The 14,300-nt window shown below is 68.4% G+C and carries 20 protein-coding genes; 11 read left to right on the top strand and 9 right to left on the bottom strand.

Annotation, left to right across the window (positions count from 1 at the left end; translation table 11 throughout):
* Window positions 1-274: 274 nt before the first annotated feature.
* Together CLT68_RS20620 and CLT68_RS32880 are read left to right on the top strand one after the other, a co-directional pair.
* Window positions 275-931, top strand: coding sequence for an ankyrin repeat domain-containing protein (locus CLT68_RS20620; RefSeq protein ID WP_099853090.1), 657 nt, complete (start codon window positions 275-277; stop codon window positions 929-931).
* Between the two features lie 103 nt (window positions 932-1,034).
* Window positions 1,035-1,664 carry a hypothetical protein gene (locus CLT68_RS32880; RefSeq protein ID WP_158240907.1) on the top strand — a complete coding sequence of 210 codons (630 nt, stop codon included), beginning with the start codon at window positions 1,035-1,037 and terminating at the stop codon, window positions 1,662-1,664.
* Here the strand turns inward: CLT68_RS32880 and CLT68_RS20610 are convergent.
* Together CLT68_RS20610 and CLT68_RS20600 are read right to left on the bottom strand one after the other, a co-directional pair.
* Window positions 1,661-2,404, bottom strand: a complete 744-nt coding sequence (locus CLT68_RS20610) for a hypothetical protein (protein ID WP_143743213.1) — start codon at window positions 2,402-2,404, stop codon at window positions 1,661-1,663. The two genes, CLT68_RS32880 and CLT68_RS20610, sit on opposite strands and share 4 nt — an antisense overlap.
* 291 nt (window positions 2,405-2,695) lie before the next feature.
* Window positions 2,696-3,028: a hypothetical protein gene (locus CLT68_RS20600; RefSeq protein ID WP_099853083.1), complete on the bottom strand. Its 333-nt coding sequence runs from the start codon at window positions 3,026-3,028 to the stop codon at window positions 2,696-2,698.
* An 84-nt stretch (window positions 3,029-3,112) separates the two neighbouring features.
* On the opposite strand from CLT68_RS20600, the gene CLT68_RS20595 reads away from it, so the two are divergent.
* Window positions 3,113-4,135, top strand: coding sequence for an LD-carboxypeptidase (locus CLT68_RS20595; RefSeq protein ID WP_099853080.1), 1,023 nt, complete (start codon window positions 3,113-3,115; stop codon window positions 4,133-4,135).
* Between the two features lie 133 nt (window positions 4,136-4,268).
* Window positions 4,269-5,342 carry a glycoside hydrolase family 43 protein gene (locus CLT68_RS20590; protein WP_486482256.1) on the top strand — a complete coding sequence of 358 codons (1,074 nt, stop codon included), beginning with the start codon at window positions 4,269-4,271 and terminating at the stop codon, window positions 5,340-5,342.
* On the opposite strand, the gene CLT68_RS20585 is transcribed toward CLT68_RS20590, so the two are convergent.
* The 6 genes from CLT68_RS20585 to CLT68_RS20555 form a co-directional block, all read right to left on the bottom strand.
* Window positions 5,326-6,687, bottom strand: a complete 1,362-nt coding sequence (locus tag CLT68_RS20585; protein WP_099853073.1) for an MFS transporter — start codon at window positions 6,685-6,687, stop codon at window positions 5,326-5,328. The two genes, CLT68_RS20590 and CLT68_RS20585, sit on opposite strands and share 17 nt — an antisense overlap.
* Window positions 6,688-7,272: a winged helix-turn-helix domain-containing protein gene (locus tag CLT68_RS20580; protein WP_099853071.1), complete on the bottom strand. Its 585-nt coding sequence runs from the start codon at window positions 7,270-7,272 to the stop codon at window positions 6,688-6,690. It lies immediately after the preceding gene.
* 255 nt (window positions 7,273-7,527) lie between these two features.
* A complete protein-coding gene (locus CLT68_RS20575; RefSeq protein WP_099853069.1) occupies window positions 7,528-8,529 on the bottom strand; it encodes a hypothetical protein in 1,002 nt (333 codons plus the stop codon).
* A gap of 652 nt (window positions 8,530-9,181) precedes the next feature.
* A complete protein-coding gene (locus CLT68_RS20565) occupies window positions 9,182-9,961 on the bottom strand; it encodes a DUF6518 family protein (RefSeq protein WP_486482255.1) in 780 nt (259 codons plus the stop codon).
* Window positions 9,962-10,027: 66 nt separating this feature from the next.
* Window positions 10,028-10,204, bottom strand: a complete 177-nt coding sequence (locus CLT68_RS20560; protein WP_486482254.1) for a hypothetical protein — start codon at window positions 10,202-10,204, stop codon at window positions 10,028-10,030.
* Between the two features lie 23 nt (window positions 10,205-10,227).
* Window positions 10,228-10,824 carry a TetR/AcrR family transcriptional regulator gene (locus CLT68_RS20555; protein WP_099857416.1) on the bottom strand — a complete coding sequence of 199 codons (597 nt, stop codon included), beginning with the start codon at window positions 10,822-10,824 and terminating at the stop codon, window positions 10,228-10,230.
* 80 nt (window positions 10,825-10,904) lie between these two features.
* On the opposite strand from CLT68_RS20555, the gene CLT68_RS20550 reads away from it, so the two are divergent.
* From CLT68_RS20550 to CLT68_RS20535, 4 genes are all read left to right on the top strand, one after another.
* Complete coding sequence (locus CLT68_RS20550; protein ID WP_099853065.1) at window positions 10,905-11,678, top strand: oxidoreductase; 774 nt, start codon at window positions 10,905-10,907, stop codon at window positions 11,676-11,678.
* A 1-nt stretch (window position 11,679) separates the two neighbouring features.
* Window positions 11,680-12,048, top strand: coding sequence for a VOC family protein (locus tag CLT68_RS20545; RefSeq protein WP_099853062.1), 369 nt, complete (start codon window positions 11,680-11,682; stop codon window positions 12,046-12,048).
* Between the two features lie 270 nt (window positions 12,049-12,318).
* Complete coding sequence (locus CLT68_RS20540; RefSeq protein WP_099853060.1) at window positions 12,319-12,501, top strand: hypothetical protein; 183 nt, start codon at window positions 12,319-12,321, stop codon at window positions 12,499-12,501.
* 35 nt (window positions 12,502-12,536) lie between these two features.
* The gene (locus CLT68_RS20535) at window positions 12,537-12,728 is read left to right on the top strand and encodes a hypothetical protein (RefSeq protein WP_099853057.1); all 192 of its coding nucleotides are present in this window, start codon (window positions 12,537-12,539) and stop codon (window positions 12,726-12,728) included.
* A 99-nt stretch (window positions 12,729-12,827) separates the two neighbouring features.
* On the opposite strand, the gene CLT68_RS20530 is transcribed toward CLT68_RS20535, so the two are convergent.
* Window positions 12,828-13,169 carry a hypothetical protein gene (locus CLT68_RS20530; RefSeq protein WP_486482253.1) on the bottom strand — a complete coding sequence of 114 codons (342 nt, stop codon included), beginning with the start codon at window positions 13,167-13,169 and terminating at the stop codon, window positions 12,828-12,830.
* A 59-nt stretch (window positions 13,170-13,228) separates the two neighbouring features.
* Here CLT68_RS20530 and CLT68_RS20525 point away from each other — a divergent pair, with 59 nt between their 5' ends.
* The 3 genes from CLT68_RS20525 to CLT68_RS20515 are packed head-to-tail and all read left to right on the top strand — an operon-like array spanning window position 13,229 to window position 14,297.
* The gene (locus CLT68_RS20525; protein ID WP_197699635.1) at window positions 13,229-13,606 is read left to right on the top strand and encodes a DUF2089 domain-containing protein; all 378 of its coding nucleotides are present in this window, start codon (window positions 13,229-13,231) and stop codon (window positions 13,604-13,606) included.
* A complete protein-coding gene (locus tag CLT68_RS20520) occupies window positions 13,606-13,863 on the top strand; it encodes a hypothetical protein (protein ID WP_099853055.1) in 258 nt (85 codons plus the stop codon). The genes CLT68_RS20525 and CLT68_RS20520 overlap by 1 nt, the downstream gene beginning before the upstream one ends.
* A gap of 11 nt (window positions 13,864-13,874) precedes the next feature.
* Window positions 13,875-14,297, top strand: a complete 423-nt coding sequence (locus CLT68_RS20515) for an SHOCT-like domain-containing protein (protein ID WP_099853052.1) — start codon at window positions 13,875-13,877, stop codon at window positions 14,295-14,297.
* Window positions 14,298-14,300 lie beyond the last annotated feature (3 nt).

The following is a 14,300-nucleotide window of genomic DNA, read 5'->3' as shown; positions in this document are numbered from 1 at the left end:
ATGGACTTGTGGTGGGTGACAAGAGCCGCGACCCGTCTGCAAACGGGCACCACAACTCCATGATCGACCCCGAACATCGGGGTCAGGCCGACGAGCGTGGCCGGTCGCGCCCCGCCGGTCGGCGCCGGACCTCAGCCGGCGCGACACTGGACGCGCCTACCAGCGCGCGGCGCCGCGCAGGGCACTCGCCTTGAGGTACGCCCGCGCGGCGTCGGCCGGACAGCGCTGTGAAACTCGCTCGGCCGTCGGCTTCCCGTTAGGACAGGATGGCTGAGTGGAGGCTCAGTTGCCCACGGCGGTCCAGGCCGGCGATACCGAGTCCGTCGAGAAGCTGTTGCGGACGGCGTCGGCGGATGCGCTCGCGGGTGACGAGGGCAGCAGGTTGCTCCGTGCGGCGGCGTTCGCCGGTGATGCTGATGTCGTCGCCAGTTTGCTCGACGCCGGGGTCGATCCGGCCCGCCCTTGGGAAGACGGCGTCGATCCGGTGTCCTGGGCGGCCGACTTCGGAGCGTACGAGGTCCTGTGGGAGCTGACGTACAGCGGCTCACCATGGCGTAAGCAGGTCCCACAGCACCTGACGCGCGGTGCGCTGGAGATCGCCCGAGCGTGGCTGAGCCTCGACCCGGAGTTGGATCTGCGTCGTCGGCTCGGTGTGCATCAGAACGAGCCGGCTTTCGTCGAGCATGTGCGGATCCCGATCCGGCACGAGTGGCCACGGCCGCATGCGACCAGGATCCGGGTGACCCTCGCCGACGGGCGGATGGCCGAGACACAGATCGCCCATCGGGCGATCGTCACCCATCTCGAAGATCAGTTCGACATCCCTGTCTCTCGTGACGAGTTGTTGGCCCGTGCCCTTTTCTACGCGGACCCGGAGTCGTGCGACTGGAGCCAAGCCCAGGTCGTCCTGGCGCAGGCGTTGGGGTGCTGAGGACAGGTTCCGCTGGGCTGCGGACCTTGTGGCAGACCCGTCGGTGGGCACAAGAAGATTCGCCACCGAGCTGTTGCACTCGTTGGGCTGCCAGGAGCAACCCTTGAAGGAGCAGGCGCTGGAGGTGCTAAGGACACGATTGCACGCCGAAGAGGATCAGATCGCCCTGAACAACGTGATCGGTGCGTTCGCTGAGTACACCGACCGTGGTGACCTGACGGACGTCCTGCACCATGCTGGTCACCCCGACCCGATCATCCGTGGACACGTCGCTGGCGTGCTCGGTAACGCCATCGGCGAGCGCCCGCGCCTGGGCATGTACACAAATCCGTCTTCGAAGACGTTCGACACGCCGCCGAACGTGGTGGCGACGGTCGTCCAACTCGCGTCGGACGGCGGCGGCGGAGTCCGCGCCAGCGCTCTGTCCACCTTGGCTGAGTCGGGCATCGACACTCCGGCGATTCGCGAACTGCTGGCCGCGCACCTGACCGATGACCATCTGAACGCACGGTTCTACGCTCACCCCGTGGTGACGGTGCTCCTCGGCGTGGGGCTGATTCCCGCTACCGCCAAGGCGAGTAGCCGGTTCGCGTCGGCGGCAGGATCCCGATGTCGTTCCGTGGCCAGGGCGATGCCGGTGATCAGCGCGAGCAGATGGCTGATGGTGACGTCGCCCCGCAGCCGTTGGGCCGTCGTTGGCTCCGACACACCACGGCTCCGACGCACCACCTAGCTCGACAGGACGCGGCGCAACGCGTCCGGCACTTCGACAACCTCGACCTCACGGGGCTTTTCGATCTTGACCGGCTTGCCGAAGTCGGAGAACGTGGCCGTGCTCGCGTAGGTCGGCAGCATGACCGTCAGCGACGTCAGGTAGCCCTGAGCGTCCACCGACGCCTCGTACGGCACGGACTGCGACACGCCACCGTGGTGCTCCAACTGCTCAGCTGTCGCTGGCAAGAGGCCCCGGGACACCCCGGCTGGCGCCACGGTGAAGTCGAGCTGGCCGGTGTAGGTGCCCTCACCCGTACGCGTGGCGGCCGTCATCGCCGCGGAGAGGCCCTTGATCCCTGCGGGGTCGAACGTGTCCCCCAGATGCAGCAGGGACGCCGTGGCGAACTCCGACGTCCGGAACCAGATGAACTTCGTCGGGTCCAGGTTTGGCAGGTAGGTACTGCCCAGCGTTCTCCATGCGTCGTCGCCGACCACCCGCACTTTGGACTCGACGGTCTCGCCGTCGGCACCCGTGGTGACCGTGAGGGTCAGTGCTCTGCCGACCGGGTCGGTGTCCCCGACGACCTCGACGTTGGGCACGCTCAACGTCACGTGCGCCGGCACCCCGGCGGTCCTGGCGGCCGCGGCACGCACCTGCGCAAGCGGGTCAGCAGGGGTCGGTTCCGGCAAGGCGTCACCGCCCGAGTCGCAGCCGGCCACCAACACCAGCAGGCCGACGAGCATCCATCTGCGAACCATGATCGAACTCCCCGTTGATCGACGACCGGCGCAGCTTACCGATCCTGCCGGTCGATCAGGGGGTTGTGGTGGGGCAGGAAAGTCGCGATCCATCCCCGATCGGGCACCACACCTGCATGATCGACCACCTCAGGCCGACGAAGGTGGCCAGTCGCGCCACGCCGGCCGGCGCCGGGGGTGCGCGGGCGATCATGGCGATCACGGTACGCGTCAACGGCCAGCACCGAACCTCAGCCGGCCCGACGCTGTCCGCGTCCGTGTGCCTCGCCGTCAGGCACAGCGGGCCAACGCCTAGCGAGCCGCCTTGTCACTGAGGGACTGCGGGTACCGGAAGGCACCCAGCAGTGCGGTGATGACACCAGCGACCAGCAGGACCCTCACCACGTTGTACACCACCGTGTCGCCGGTGGAGTGCGGCGGGAAGACGTCCTTGACGAGCCAGCCCACGCCCAACCCCAGCCCGATGCAGGCGTACATCGCGGCCCGCAGGCGTGGAAGGTGCTGCGGGCGCCCGAAGATCAGGGGCACAGTCGTGCCGCCACGGCTCTTGACGAGCAGAACGGCGGCCATGGCCAGATTGGCGGCGGCGCACACGACGGCCAAGGCCACGTCCACGGAGTCCATGTGGGCACACGCTAGCGCACCTGCGCCCGCAGCCAGGGATCGAACAACGTTGCACGGTTCGTACCGTGTTGGAACACTGCGGCGGTGCCTGGTCCTGCGCTCCCGCAACTCCTTCGGCCTCGTGCTCTGAGGCCCGGAGATCTCGTTGTCATCGCATCGCTGTCCGGGCCGCTGCATGCCGTCTACGAGCCCGATCTCGACCAGGCGGTGGTCGTGCTCGAACGGATGGGATTCCGCGTACGCCGAGCACCGCTGCTCGAAGCGGGGCGCCACCATTGGTGGAGCGCGGGCACGCCGACGGAGATCGCCGCAGAGTTCAACGCTTTGCTGCGTGACCCTGAGGTGCGCGCCATCGTGGCCCATGACGGCGGTCAGACGGCGCTCGGCTACCTCGACCTGATCGACGTTGACGCGATCGTTGCCGATCCCAAGCCGATCCTCGGCTACAGCGACATCTCACTGCTGCATCTGGTGCTCTACGCACGCACGGGTCTGGTCGGGTTCCACGCCGACATGGCCACACCCGGGCTCGGCGGGGCATGGCAGCGTGCGCCCGCAGCGCGCCAAGCCGAGCTGGAAAAGCTCTACGTAACGCTGCTGACCGGAACGGAGGCGATCGGCGCGCTGCCGGTCACGCCGTCGTGGGAGTGCTGGCGTGCCGGTCGCGCCGAGGGCCCGCTGATCGGTGGGGTGCTCAATCGCATCATGCGGGCGCAGGCGACGCGGTACGCGCTGCCTCTCGATTGGTTCGACGGCGCGGTGCTCTTCTGGGAGGAGATGGGCGGCTACGCGTCGTGGGTGTGGAGCGATCTGCAGGTGTTGCGGCACTGCGGCATCCTCGATCGGATCGCCGGCATGGTCGTGGGAGTCCCGCATGCAATCGACGGACTCGGGGCGCCCGACCAGTCCCCAACCCTGCCGGAGATAGTCCTCGACGTCCTCGGCAACCGTGACATCCCGGTCCTGGGCAACGTTGAGTTCGGACACGCCGGCCCGAATCTGCCGATGCCGGTCGGCATCCGCGTCGCCCTCGATGCGCAGCAGCGGACGTTGTCGCTGCTCGAACCGGCGGTGCGGCCGCACCCGACCACGGCATCGAGCCGCTGAGCCGATCAGAAGGCCCGCAGCCTCGATGTGCCCGCGGTCGGTTCAGGTTCTGGCAACCAACGCTGTGGCTGGCCACGTCCTCAACTAATCTATGGCTATCTATCACCTCAGTTCGAGGAGAGGAATCCCGATCGTGAACGTCGGTAACCGAACCCTTCCGCGGCTCCTCTCCATCCTGCTGACTGTCGTGCTCGCCACCGGCCTGTCCCTGGTCGGTGCCGGGCCGGCGGCGGCCGGGCAGACCAGCCTGCGGGCCGCCGACCCGAGCGTGATCCGCGTCGGTGCCACCTACATCTCCGTCCAGTCGCTCAACGGCGGGATCGCCGTCCGGCAGGCGGCCTCCCCCGACGCGCTGGCCGCCGCAGCCGCGCGGCAGGTCTGGACGGACAGCCGCAACCTCGGTGAGGTCTGGGCCCCGGAGATCGTCACCGATGGTGGCCGCTACTACATCTACTTCTCGGCCGGGCGCGGCACCGCCCACCGCATGTACGTGATCCACTCGGCGTCGCCGGCCAGCGGCTACACGGCCGAGCGGCAGCTCGCGCTGCCCGGCGGCAAGTGGGCCATCGACGGCAGCCTGTTCACCTTCAACGGGCAGCGGTGGTTCGTGTGGTCGGGTTGGGCCGGCGACACCAACATCGAGCAGAACATCTACCTCAGCCGGATGAGTGACCCGCTCACCCCGACCGGCAGCCGGTACGTCATCTCCCAGCCACGCGAGAGCTGGGAGCGCGTCGTGGGCAACCCGTTCATCAACGAGTCCCCCGAGGCGATCAGGGACCCCAACGGGCAGCTGCACATCGTCTACTCCGCCAACGGCAGTTGGAGTGACCAGTACTGCCTCGCCGACCTGCGACTGCGCGCCGGCGGCGACCCCACGTACGTGTGGGACTGGTACAAGTCGAACGGCTGCCTGTTCGGCTCGAACCGGGCCACGATGATGGCCGGTTGGGATCCCACCCTGTACGTCAACGGGCCCGGCCACCACAGCTTCGTGCTGCTCAACGGCGACATCGCCACGAGCCCGCCCGCCGGGCCGAGGTTCCCGCTGATGTACCACGGCGTACCCAAGGGCACCGCGTACTCCTGGGCGAACCGGCACTGGTACACGGGCACCTTCTGCTGGTGGGGCAACACCACCTACCGCCGCGCCAACGTGCCTGGTCCGACGGCCGACACCGGGTTCAGCATCAAGTTCTTCGAGTGATCCGGGCGCGCCAGCGGCCGACACCAAACCGCAGCCGGAGTCCGACTGTGGACGCTGCGGGTGAACCCGCTTGCGGCCAGTGACCGGGGTCTACCCCGACGTTGACGGTGGCGCGTTGCCGTTCAGCGGGGCGCCGCCGGACGGAGCGCAGGCCCACGTAGGCGACGGCACCGGACGCCAGATACAGCACGGCCTGCACGTTGAGCACGAGCACGACGCTGAGCGCGTCTCCGAGCAGACCGGCGGCGGCCATGCCCAGCCCCTGCGACGCGTTGTAGATTGCGAAGTAGGCGCCGAAGGCCCGGCCCAGCTCGGTGTCGGGCACGCTCTGTTGGATCTGCGCGAAGGCTCCGCTGGCGTACGCGATTCCGGGCGCGCCGACCAGGATGAACAGCAGGATGTACCACTCGGGTTGACGGGTGACCGCCGGCCCGTTCCAGATGACCAGGCTGATCAGGGCGAACGTGGTCGCGCCGAGGCTCATCAGCAGCCGGGGACTGAGCCGCGCGCCCAGCATGCCGACGATGAGCCCGCCCGCCACCCCACCGATCGCCTGGACGCCGCGCAGCACACCGGTGAGAGTGCCGTCGGCATCCAGCGCACGACTGACGAAGACGACGAAGAGCACCACGAACAGGCCCTGCGCGATGCCGCCGAGCGCCACGCTCAGAAGCGTCACCCGCACGACGCGGTTGCGTCGCATCGCGTTGAGGCCGGATCGCCACTCGGTGAGGAACGACGACGTACGGTCCGGGGTCGCCTGTCCTGCGACGTGGTGGTGCGCGGCCCGGCGGCCGGCGGCGATCAGAGCTGCCGTGATCACGAAGGCCACGGCGCTGCCGACAGCCAGGTAGCGGGTGCCGTCGCGGGTGATCGCGAAACCGCCCAGCGAACCTCCGATGAGCCGTCCCACACTGACGTTGAGCGCCACCACGCTGTTGGCGCGCACCAGGTGCGCGGGTTCGACGAGTCGTGGCAACGCGGCGTTGCGGGCTGAGTCGAACGTCTGGGTGAGCACCGCCTGGGCGCCGGCGACCAGGGAGATGACCCACAGGTGGTGGTCAGGTTGACCGAGCAGGGGAATCACCACCGCCGTCTGCAGCACGGCGACACAGCTCATGAGCCGGAAGCGGTCGAATCGGTCGGCGAGAGCACCGGCGAACGATCCCAGGGTGACGCCGCACAGCAGCTCGACGAAGAAGACCGCGGAGGTGGTGAACGCCGAGCCGGTCACGCCGAACACGTAGATCGGCAGGCCGGTGAGCAGAAGCCAGCTCGCCACACTGGAGAAGAGCCCGGCAGCCCAGATCAGGACGAATCCGCGGTGTCGCAGCAGCGCCACCATCTAGATGAACTCAGGCGTCGGGTATGCCTGGAGGTTGAGGGTGACGGCCCGGGCGTCGCTCGGGGGCGCGTTGCGCAACGGACGCAGGTACGGCCGGATGACGGCGTCCAGGGTCAGCGTGAGGTGCCGTAGTTCCTCCGGGTTGAGCGAGAGCGTGTAGCTGTGGAAGGTGGCGCTCTCCTGCCACTCGTCGGTCAGCTTGTGCTGCTGATGCTGGTAGCGCTGCAGCGATCGGAACACCTCGTCGAATTCCAGGGCGGTCAGCGCCTCGTTGAGCTGCCGCCCCTCGGCATCATCGGGATCCGGGAGGAATTCGAGCCCGGTGGCGGCGGCACGCCACGGCCGGTCACGGCGGTTGGTCCCGTCGGAGTGGACCCGCTCGATGAGGCCGTGGCGGGCCAGTTGATGCAGGTGGTAGCTGCAGTTCGATCCGGTGTCGTTCAGGGCCTCGGCGCACTGCGCAGCGGTCCTCGGGCCGGCGGCCAGCAGATAGCGCAGCAGCCGCAGGCGCAACGGGTGCGCGAGTGCACGCAGCTTGGTCGCGTCCCGGACGCGCAGCCGGCGTTCCGGCTCGTTCAGCTCCATGAGGACTCCTAAACGAAAGACTCCTTTCGTTTATACGCTCCATCGACATGCTTTCGCAATAAGTCTTTCGAAAGCATGTGGCCCCGCCTGGATGCCAACGGACGGCTCGGGTCGGTGGCGACATCAACTCGGGTTCCATGAAGTCGGGGTGTCCGAGGACCCGGAACACCCCGACTTCCATGAAGGCGAGTGGATCGTGCCCGGCGGGAGGCGGCACCCCGACCACGCCGGCGTTGCGCCGACCGGAACGTCCCGTCAGCTGGCGATCAGTCCTCGGGTCGCCAGCTCGCTGAGCGACGCGTCGCCGTTACCGCCGAGCGCCGCACGAGCCGCCGCCGGTCTGCGCAGCTCGAACACCTCCACGAGGATCGTCGGCGATCCGGACCGGTGGCGGATCCCGTCGATCTCCTGCCGGTCCGGGTTGAACGGCAACGTCTTCCACTGGTTCGCGGTCTCCTGCCAGCCCGACGAGATGGCCGCGACCAGACCGTCGAGCATGCGCTCGTAGTCTTGGGCACTGATCGCGCGGCCCATCCCGTACCGCTCGCGCAGGGCGACAATTTGGTCGGTGGGCTCTCCGGAGTAGCTGTCGTTCACCCCTAGCCACCAGTGGGCGAAGTAGGTGCCCTGGTAGCCCTGGGCGAGGTAGCGCACCCCGCCGTGGTGCACCTCGATGACGAAGTTGTGCACCTGCGGGAACTGGCAGTCGAGCAACAGGACGGTTGCCGCGCTGGCCGGCCGGACGAGCAGCGCCTGCCTGAGTGCGTCGCCCTCCCCCGTCCCGTAGGTCCGGTTCGACACGCGCTGGGGATCGCCGCCCTTGCTGTGCAACTGCTCGCGAATCTGGAACGCGGCCATGCCGCAGTTGGCCCACCTGCGGCTCTCGTCGCGCAACTTGATCTGCCGGTCATCGGTCCGTCCCGTGCTCGCCACCGCTGCGCCGAGCTTCGCCAGATCGTCGTTGCCGACGGCCTGGTCACGATGCCGTTGACTGGTGTCGGTGGCACGCGCGATCTCGCGCCGGGCGTAGCTCGTCGCGGCGGTGATGGCTTCAGCCCACGTTCCGAAGTTCTGAGAGGGCCGCAGCGCGCTCGCCGACCAGTTCACCATCGCGCTGACCACCTCCTGTCGCAGCTCAAGGGGCAGGAGCGGCGCGATCCTGGTCAGGATGTCGGCGCACGCCTTCTCATCGGTTTCCAGGTTGGGGATCTGACCGCCCGGTGGATAGGTGTCCCGTTCCTCGGCGATGTTCAGCATCCGAACCTCCACTGTCCTCTGTGTACGGACTGCCCGTACGGCGAGCCGGGTTCTAGATTGGACCCTGCGTGACCGGGCAGACACGTAGCGTCGGACTTCCGTCCCAGGTCGTCACCACGGAACCGCAGCGCGAAACACGGAAGTCATGCACGGCCGTGGCCGCGCCACCCCCGTTGGAGGCCGGCGAGCGTGAGCGGGTGCGCCCGACGAGGGTCGCCAGCCGCGCCAGGCCAGCCGGCGCCGAACCTGCGGCGGTTGCGCCTGCTGGCGGACGCCGAGATCCAGGATGGACCATGAACGCATGACCTCTGAATCACCCGCGTACGCGGTGCCGGGCGTCGAGTCCGAGGACCCCACCAACACCCCGGGCTACTTCTTCTACCGCCTCCACCGACTCGCCGGCTTCCCCCCGGTCGCCGCCGCCATCGGCCGCACCCCGAGCGTCCTGCCGGCGATCTGCTCGGACGACAGCGCGATGCGGGAGGCTTTCGCCCAGAGCCGCGGCGCGCTCTGCCGGCAGCTCTGGGTCGGCACCGACGACGGGCTGCACTGGGAGTTGAGCTTCGGCGACGGCGTGAAGTTCATCGTCGACCCTGGTGACGAGCCCGTGGACTTCCTCCGGGACGCTCTCGTGGCGCAGCCGGGCGTCAGCTCAGCCGAGCACTACTGCGACGAGAACTTCACTGTCGAGACGACCCGGGTGCTGCGCGCCGACGAGATGGCCGCCTACTTCATCGACACGGTCGTCACCGCCCACCGCAATTTCGCCCGCAGCCAGGGCATCGACCTGCCGTACTGAGGCACCGGCGGACGAGACGGTCCTGCCGGCCACCGCGAAGCTCACCAGGATCGCGCCGGCCAGCGGCACGGCCACCGCGACGGCGAGGGCCCGCCGTCGATGCGACCCGCCGGTCAGCACCACGATCAGCAGACCCAGCGCAACGTCGATGACCACGTTCCACCACACGCCAGCCCCGTGGTCGGGGTCGGTCGCCTTGCCGGCGAACCGGGCCGCCTCCTCGAAGAACACGGCAGCCGGCAGCGCGACCCCGACGACTCGCCGCCACCCCTCACCACGCGCCCACGTCCCGCCGGAGCCGAAGACCACTCCGGCGAGCACGCCGAAAACCATCCAGACCAGCGACGACGGTGCCCAGAGCACCGCGAGGTCGTCGCCCTGCAGGAGCGCCGCCGCCAGGTAGTAGCTGGGCACCGCGACGACGAGCAGGACGGCGGCACCGAGTGCCGAACGCAGCCACCCGGACCGCACCCAGTAGCCGAAGAAGAAGGCAGCGACCGCCCAGGTCGCTGTGGAGTTGCCGAGTTCCGCGAAGGGATACGGCAACCACTTGATCCAGCAGAAGTCGAGAAAGCCGAGCAGGAATCCGCCCACCACGGAGGCGAGCGCCACCGCACGGTCGCCAGGTCGCATGGCCGCAGAGAATACCGAGTATGCCCCGCGCTGACCTGGTCGGCCCTCCCCCGAAGCTGCAGCCAGTCAGCGGGTGAGGCCAACCAGCGTCGCCAGTCGCGCCACGCCGGCCGGCGCCGGGTTCGCGCGGGCGATCTCGGCGATCACCGTACGCGCCAACGGCCGGCACCGAACCTCAGCCGGCGCGACGCTGTCCGCGTCCAAGAAGGCCCACTGCTCAGCGACGCCGGCGTCCAAAGGCACGGCTCAGCCGCAGGGGGCAGCGACTAAGTAGCGTTCCTCGATGCGCGCCCCTCCGGCGTGCCGTGGCGTAGGCCGTCGAAGAGGATCGCGGTGATCTGCCGGGCCTCCTGCTGCCATCCGTCGGTGGCGCGCATCTCGCAGATGCCGCCCATCGCGCGCAGCAGTGTGCGCCCGGTGACGTCGTCGCGGACGGTTGCCGCTGCCGCTCCCGCGGCGAGCAACTGGTCGAGTGACTGCGCCATCCGGGTGCGGGCGTCTTCGAAGACCGGGGAGTCCGTGATCATGATGCTCTCCAACGCCTCGGCCATGCCCTTGCCGATGGCGGCGTGGTCGACGAGCAGCAACAGGAAACGACGTAGGGCTTCGTCCGGGGTGTGCTGGCCGAGGAGTTCCGCGGGGGCGGCGCACAACTCGTCGACCTCTTGGCGGTAGACGGCCTCGATGAGGGCTTCGCGCGTGGCGAAGTGGCGGTAGAGCGTTCCCACCGAAACTCCCGCCTGTCGCGCGATCTCCTCCACGCCGGTGTCGGCCTGGCCGCCGAGGAACATCTCCCGGGCCGTGGTCAGCAGCGCCTCGCGGTTGCGGCGGGCGTCGGCGCGCAGCGGCCGTGACGGTGACAACAGATCCTCCATAACCTGAGTCGGACTCCGCTTATGGTAAGTTTCCGGAGTCCGGTTCACCTTACCGCAGAGGAACACACATGACCTACTCGGAAGAGGGCCTGAGCGGCCTTCGCGTGCTGGTCACCGGCGGCAGCCGTGGCCTGGGCGAGGCGACCGTCCGCCGTTTCGCCGCCGCCGGAGCAACGGTCCTGACCACATCGCGGGGTACGCCCCCGGAGGACCTGCCGGCCACCCACTTCCCCGCCGACCTCGCGACCGAGGACGGGGTGGCCGAGCTCGGCCGGCTGATCATCGATCGTGTCGGCGGTGTGGACGTGCTGGTCAACAACGCGGCTGGTGCGAGCGCACCCGCGCCGACCCTGCAACGCTCCGACAAATCCTGGTATTCGGACCTGGAGATGAACCTGCTCAGCGCCGTCCGGCTCGACCGGGCGCTGGTCCCGGGCATGGTCGAACGAGGTTCCGGCGTCGTCGTGCACGTCTCCTCGATCGCCAGCCGGCTGCCGCAGCGCACCGAGGCGTCCTACGCGGCGGCGAAGGCGGCCTTGAACGTCTACAGCCGCGAACTGGCCACCGAGGTGGGCCCGCACGGGGTCCGTGTGGTCTGTGTCCTGCCGGGCTTCGTGGCCACCGCTGGCGCCAACGAGCACCTGACTCACATCGCCGACCAGCAGGGCATCGGCCTCGAAGAACTCAAGCAACAGATCGTGGAGCACCTGAACGTTCCGATGGGCCGACCCGGCGATCCGGAGGACGTGGCCGAGATGATCGCCTTCCTCGCGTCCCGGCGCGCGAAGTGGCTCACCGGCGCGGAGTTCCGCGTCGACGGCGGAATCATCCCGGTGGTCTGACATGACCATCAACCTTGCCGCCATCATCATCGACGCGGCCGACGTGGACTCCGAGAGCACCTTCTGGCACCGGTTGCTCGGCGGCTCCATCACGAAAACCGAGAACCATCACTTCCTGGCCGTCGACGGGTTCCCCGCAGTCGTGATCCAGCGGGCTCCGGGACACGTTCCGCCGGCGTGGCCGCAGGGCGGCGCCCAGCAGTTGCACGTGGACCTGGCCACCGACGACCTCGTCTCAGCGGACAGAGTGGCGCTCGAAGCCGGCGCACGTCGACTGCGTCCCACTGACGACGCCGATCTCGCCAACCACCAGGGCAGCCGTGTCTACGCCAGTCCCGCCGGACACCCTTTCTGCCTGCGGCGCGCCTGACACTTCTGATAGTCCCCTCTCTTCCTGATGACGATTCGTAGCCCGCTGAAAGCGAGCGCTGTCCCGACCGCCGCCGGCGGAGACTTCAGGCCAGGCGGTCACCCACAGCCGGCCTTCAAACGGCATCCGGAGGCGACCAAGGGACCCCAACGGGAATCAAGAGGTCTCCGCATCGCACGGTCGAGACGCGGCATGTTGGAGGTTTGGCCGAGGAGCAGGGTGAGCACAACCAGGACGGTCAGGTTCGGTTGCCACAGAGGAGTGAGCCCAGTGAAGCGTCCGACTCTCGGCATACTCCTCGTGGTCCTGGGCACCGTCGTCGGGTTTCTGTTCGCCAACACCGTCGGTGAGCGCTATCCAGATGCATTCGTCGCCATATCGGCCGGCATCGTCATCCTGGGCTTGATTGCCGTGCTCGTGCACCTGCTGCGTCAGCGGCAGCAGAGGGATTGAGGAAGCTCGGACGTGCAAGCGAACAGGGGGTCACGATGCTGCGTCGGCAGGCAACGGGTGCGCTGGTCCTACTCGCCTTCTTCGGATTGGTCATGGCAGCAAAAATCACCTGGCCGGAGCTGACACCAGCGCTTCGGTACCTGAGCGGCGGACTGATCGCGCTTGGGCTGCTCATCATCGTGGTGGGCTTCGCGGTGAGGGAACGACGGCAACGTTCTGAACCCTGACATCGAGCCAGGGCTACCGCCGGCGCGGACCTGGGCCTCCTGGTAGAGCCGCGTGGTGCAGCCTTACGTGCCTTACCGTCTGCGAAGTTGCCGACCAGGTCAGCGAGTGAGGCCGATCAGCGTGGCCAGTCGCGCCACGCCGGCCGGCGCCGGGTTCGCGCGGGCGATCTCGGCGATCACCGTACGCGCCAAAGGCCGGCACCGAACCTCAGCCGGCGCGACACTGTCGGCGTCCACCAGGGCGCGTGCGGCGCCGCGCAGGTCACCCACCTGGAGGTACGCCCGCGCGACATCAACCAGGTACGCGCCCCGATACTCGGCCGGCAACCGCCGCCACGCCTCCCGCCGCACCACCGTCACATGCCTGTGCAGCGCCTCGTCGGCGGCGTCACCCCGCCCGCTGATCCCGTCACTCATCTCCACCACCCCGAGCGGCGTCATCTTAAGAAAGTTAAGATCGAACTCTTGTAAGTTAAGGATTTCAGCGCTACAAATTGCGTATGACAGAGCAGGCGATGGACTGGCAGGAACTCACCAGCCTGACGCGAGGGCAGCCGTTCGTCGTCGAGCGGGTGCGCCTGGCGAGCAACGGCGTCGCGATCGAGGGCGAGTTCGAGCCACCCCAACTGGCTCAGCTCAACATCGAGGATCAGGTCTTCGTCACGGCGTTCGTGCGCTGCCACGGTTCGATCAAGGAGATGGAACGCATCTTCGGGGTGAGCTACCCGACGATCAAGTCACGACTCAACCGGATCACGCAGATGCTCGACTTCGTCGAGACCGACCCGGCGCCGTCGCGGGCCGACATCATCGACAGGCTGCGCCGCGGTGAGATCACCGCACAGCAGGCGTTGGCCGAGCTGGACGGCCGGTCGTGATGCCGCAGTTGGTGACCGTGAAGGTCAACCGCCCGGACCGCCGGCCCATCCGCGTCTGGGTTCCGGTGCTTCCCGTGGTGCTCGTGCTCTTCCCGGTCGTAGTCCTGGTCGTGCTGGCGGCGATCGTGGCCTGCGTCGTGTTCCGCATCGGTGTGGTGCGGGCACTCGGCGCCGGCTGGCGCGTCGTCTCCGCGCTGCCCGGCGCCCGCTTCGACATTGAGCAGGGCCGCACGGCCGTGCTCGTGGCTATCCGATAGGAGAGGTTCGCATGACCGAACAACGCAAGGACATCCTCGACATGCTGGCCGCCGGCAAGATCACCGCGGAGGAGGCGGAGCAGCTCATCGCCGCCCTCGAACGGGACCAGGCACCGGCGGTGGCAGGTCACGACGCCCGACCGAAGGGCAAGGTGAAGTACCTTCGGGTGGTGGTGGACGCCACCGACAACGGCGAGCCGTCGCGGGTCAACGTGCGGGTGCCACTGCAACTGCTGCGGGCCGGCGTACGGCTGGCGGCGCTGGTTCCGCCGCAGGCCCTGGTCAAGGCCAACGCCTCACTCAGCGACTCGGGTGTGCCGATCGACCTGACGCAGCTCAAGCCCGAGCAGTTGGAGGCGCTCGTGGAGCACCTCGACGAGGTGACCGTGGAGGTGGATTCACCCGATGCCACAGTGCGGGTCTTCTGCGAGTAGGCG

This window comes from Micromonospora sp. CNZ299 (genome assembly GCF_002754415.1).
The sequence above is the reverse complement of the archived record's forward strand: the minus strand, read 5'-3'. Positions and strand labels throughout refer to the sequence as shown.

What these genes read in the sequence shown, in the direction of transcription:
- CLT68_RS20610 (WP_143743213.1), bottom strand. Translation starts at nt 2,404, where the DNA reads ATGGTTCGCAGATGGATGCTCGTCGGCCTGCTGGTGTTGGTGGCCGGC.
- CLT68_RS20585 (WP_099853073.1), bottom strand. Translation starts at nt 6,687, where the DNA reads ATGGTGGCGCTGCTGCGACACCGCGGATTCGTCCTGATCTGGGCTGCC.
- CLT68_RS20515 (WP_099853052.1), top strand. Translation starts at nt 13,875, where the DNA reads ATGACCGAACAACGCAAGGACATCCTCGACATGCTGGCCGCCGGCAAG.
- CLT68_RS20530 (WP_486482253.1), bottom strand. Translation starts at nt 13,169, where the DNA reads ATGACGCCGCTCGGGGTGGTGGAGATGAGTGACGGGATCAGCGGGCGG.
- CLT68_RS20600 (WP_099853083.1), bottom strand. Translation starts at nt 3,028, where the DNA reads ATGGACTCCGTGGACGTGGCCTTGGCCGTCGTGTGCGCCGCCGCCAAT.
- CLT68_RS20535 (WP_099853057.1), top strand. Translation starts at nt 12,537, where the DNA reads ATGCTGCGTCGGCAGGCAACGGGTGCGCTGGTCCTACTCGCCTTCTTC.
- CLT68_RS20575 (WP_099853069.1), bottom strand. Translation starts at nt 8,529, where the DNA reads ATGCTGAACATCGCCGAGGAACGGGACACCTATCCACCGGGCGGTCAG.
- CLT68_RS20525 (WP_197699635.1), top strand. Translation starts at nt 13,229, where the DNA reads ATGACAGAGCAGGCGATGGACTGGCAGGAACTCACCAGCCTGACGCGA.
- CLT68_RS20565 (WP_486482255.1), bottom strand. Translation starts at nt 9,961, where the DNA reads ATGCGACCTGGCGACCGTGCGGTGGCGCTCGCCTCCGTGGTGGGCGGA.
- CLT68_RS20550 (WP_099853065.1), top strand. Translation starts at nt 10,905, where the DNA reads ATGACCTACTCGGAAGAGGGCCTGAGCGGCCTTCGCGTGCTGGTCACC.
- CLT68_RS20545 (WP_099853062.1), top strand. Translation starts at nt 11,680, where the DNA reads ATGACCATCAACCTTGCCGCCATCATCATCGACGCGGCCGACGTGGAC.
- CLT68_RS20520 (WP_099853055.1), top strand. Translation starts at nt 13,606, where the DNA reads ATGCCGCAGTTGGTGACCGTGAAGGTCAACCGCCCGGACCGCCGGCCC.
- CLT68_RS20580 (WP_099853071.1), bottom strand. Translation starts at nt 7,272, where the DNA reads ATGGAGCTGAACGAGCCGGAACGCCGGCTGCGCGTCCGGGACGCGACC.